This window comes from Pseudomonas sp. (assembly GCF_050739655.1).
In the GTDB taxonomy this organism is placed as follows: Bacteria; Pseudomonadota; Gammaproteobacteria; order Pseudomonadales; family Pseudomonadaceae; genus Aquipseudomonas.
The window spans coordinates 1-2,851 of sequence record NZ_JBOIBY010000261.1; the positions used below are offsets into that span (position 1 = coordinate 1).

A 2,851-nucleotide genomic window follows, 5' to 3' on the forward strand; every position below is an offset into this window, starting at 1 on the left:
CATCATTGACTGACACACCGCTTTCGCGAGCAAGCCCGCTCCCACAGTCATTTATACCGACAGCTTCGCAGCGCTAAATTCACAGTCATCAGAAGGAAAAGGAAGGAACACCAGCCCACAAAGAGAAGTAGCAACAGTCATGGCAGTTGTCATTTAACATTCTCAAAGATGACTACCTGAGCACTCCTGAATCCCTAAGAACGAAGAGCAAAAGCATGGCAGCCAATAACAGAGTTGCAGTCCATTTTGTCACTACCAACCTTCGCCTTAGAGAAACCGGGAAATTAGCCAAATCATCAATACTCAAGCTACCGTGCTTCAGGTAATACCCCGGGGAAGTTAATGCACTAGCTATATTGCCAAGGCTTTTTCGCTGACGCCGGCAAGCTGTCGCGTTTCAAAAGTAGCGTCGTCCAGACTGCGGAGAAATTCGCGGGAAACTTCATTGGTGTACAAGGGTTGGAAGGGAGCCTTCATTTCAGATTCCTTATCTTTGGTGGCTGCTGATTGACCGTTATTCACCCTTCTGGAGCGCTAGAGCGCCCAGTTGAAAGGGCACATACCAATAATGCGGCTCAAGCTGACAGCTTCGCAGCGACAAATTCACAGCTCGCAGAAGGAAAAGGAAATTTCGCGATAATGAATACCAAAATTCCTACAAGCCAAGGAAAAATGAAGCCGCATCTTGAAGGATGCGGCTTTTAGTCAAGGTGAATAGTATGGTTCGGCTAGTTTCAACTCCGAAATACTCTTCTGAAAAATCTCGGACCAACTACTACCATTCTGGCTATGTGAGAAGAGTCAGAAACCATATGCCTTTATTACTTCAGCCAGTGCTACAAAAATCACTATCGAGCCAAACAAACTCATCCCCACCCATTGTAGAACTATTAGCCTACGTTTTAGCTGCGCGGGAAAATTACGTAAATCATCCGCGTCAACACTACCTCGCTTAATATAAAAATCGGTAAAGGTAACAACCCCAGCAATGCTACCTACGAGAAACAGTTTACCCAAGGGACCACCTTGCCTGAGCTGAGCCAACGTAGTGATCAAAGAGCAATTTTTCAAGAAGCCCAACATAAAATCCATTTTTGTGTATGCCATCCGCAGCGCAACCGTGATCCAGATAATCAAACCACCGATTGCCAGCCCGCATAGATAACCAACAACAGTCATCGCCATAGTCATTTAACATTCTCATAGATGACTACCTGAGCACTCCTGATTCCCTAAGAACGAAGAGCAAGAGCATGGCAGCCAATAACAGAGTTGCAGTCCATTTTGTCACTACCAACCTTCGCCTTAGAGAAACCGGAAAATTAGCCAAATCATCAATACTCAAGCTACCGTGCTTCAGGTAATACCTCGGGGAAGTTAATGCACTAGCTATCCAGCCGATCAAAAGAAGCTTGCCCCATGGGCCACCGTATCTAAGTGGGGCGTGAAGAGTGACTATAGAGCTGTTTTTCATATGTTCCAGCATCAAATCCATTTTGGTATAGGCCATATGAAAAACGATCCCTATACAAACGAATATTCCACCAAAATTAATTAGCGCCGCGCTCATGAATATTTTATCCGCCACGCTTATGCTCATTTAGCTACCTCATAAACGATTTCTCCCACGCCTTCACCAATTGCTTCCCCAATAGCTCCAGAAGCATAAGAGCCGACACCAACCAATACAACGCCACAAGCCAAAGTGGCCAACCCTCCAGTCGGAAGACCTAATGCGACACACAAACCTGCAGCTGCAGTATTTGTTATTGCATAACCAGCAATTACTCCGCCTGCAACACCACCCACAAAACTCCCAGCCTCAGTAAACTTCACCCTCTCACAAGCCTCAGTATTCCCCGCCCTACACACATCCTGAACCTTCATATAAGAACCCCCACCCCCAACTGCCGTGCCAATCCAACCGCCGTATTTAAGGTATTTACTTGCCTTGGCCACACCGTCGATGTGCGTGGCATACCCCGATAACTGTCCCGGCGCGCCCGCTTTGGTCCATGGGTGAACCAGGCTCGGATTGAATATGCCCAGCGCACTCTTCAAGTTCGGGTGATCGGGTAGACCGGCGCCTTTTCGAGTCAGGCCATTCAGGCTGGTATCGAGTGTTGCGAGCAATCGCTCGCGCTCGGCAAAAAACGCTGGCGAGCGCAAATGTCCGTCTGTGAGGAGTGCGCGTTGGTGCAGCGCCTCCATCTCCTGCAGAACGGCTTTAACGTTGTTCAGGTAATTGGCGAACATGGCTTCGCCGACACCGACTGCGGTCGAGCCGTAGCTTAAAAAGGAGGCGATCTCGGCATGGTGCCGGGCCATGAAATCGGCCTCATCGGCGCTGAGTGTCTGGAGGGCTTCTTCGGTCTTGGCCGCCGCTTGCATCAACCACGCTTCTTCACGGGTGCATTGGAAGTTGTTCGGGTCGCTGAGCACGATCAGCGAGCCCGCTTTGACGTGTCCTCGATCAGGATTGAGCGCCTGAAACTTGCGCATCACGCTGGGGGGCGGCATGGGGAAAAGTGTGGTTTCCAGGGCTTCGCGGGTCATGCTTTTAGGGACGATATAGAAGCCAGGCGCTTCGCCCATCACGCTACTGAATGCAGTTGGAGCCGAGCGTGTTGAAGAGGCGAAACTGGATTGCTGTGCGGCGGATGAGCGGCCGGTGCCCATGGATGGGGCCGGTGTGGCGGCGCCCTCAGTTGCTTGCAACGCACTGCCCTCTTTGCTGTAGGTAGCCAGGAATACCGAGGGGATCAGTTGTGCTTCGCAGGGGCAATCGCTGCGGCTATCCAGTGTGCCCGCCATCAGCCGACCATTGCTCTTCATATATGAATTGCCGCCG

The 2,851-nt window shown here is 50.4% G+C and carries 3 protein-coding genes; all 3 read right to left on the minus strand.

From position 1 onward, the window contains the following. Positions 1 to 801: 801 nt before the first annotated feature. The 3 genes from ACRESJ_RS13100 to ACRESJ_RS13110 are packed head-to-tail and all read right to left on the minus strand — an operon-like array spanning position 802 to position 2,835. The gene (locus ACRESJ_RS13100; protein WP_431758262.1) at positions 802 to 1,191 is read right to left on the minus strand and encodes a hypothetical protein; all 390 of its coding nucleotides are present in this window, start codon (positions 1,189 to 1,191) and stop codon (positions 802 to 804) included. A gap of 19 nt (positions 1,192 to 1,210) precedes the next feature. Next, the gene (locus ACRESJ_RS13105; RefSeq protein ID WP_431758263.1) at positions 1,211 to 1,600 is read right to left on the minus strand and encodes a hypothetical protein; all 390 of its coding nucleotides are present in this window, start codon (positions 1,598 to 1,600) and stop codon (positions 1,211 to 1,213) included. Continuing rightward, positions 1,597 to 2,835, minus strand: a complete 1,239-nt coding sequence (locus tag ACRESJ_RS13110) for a PAAR domain-containing protein (RefSeq protein WP_431758264.1) — start codon at positions 2,833 to 2,835, stop codon at positions 1,597 to 1,599. Before ACRESJ_RS13110 ends, ACRESJ_RS13105 begins: the two co-directional genes overlap by 4 nt. Positions 2,836 to 2,851: the final 16 nt, after the last annotated feature.

Coding starts and splice junctions, on each gene's coding strand:
- ACRESJ_RS13110 (WP_431758264.1), bottom strand. CDS start 2,835: ATGAAGAGCAATGGTCGGCTGATGGCGGGCACACTGGATAGCCGCAGC.
- ACRESJ_RS13105 (WP_431758263.1), bottom strand. CDS start 1,600: ATGAGCATAAGCGTGGCGGATAAAATATTCATGAGCGCGGCGCTAATT.
- ACRESJ_RS13100 (WP_431758262.1), bottom strand. CDS start 1,191: ATGACTATGGCGATGACTGTTGTTGGTTATCTATGCGGGCTGGCAATC.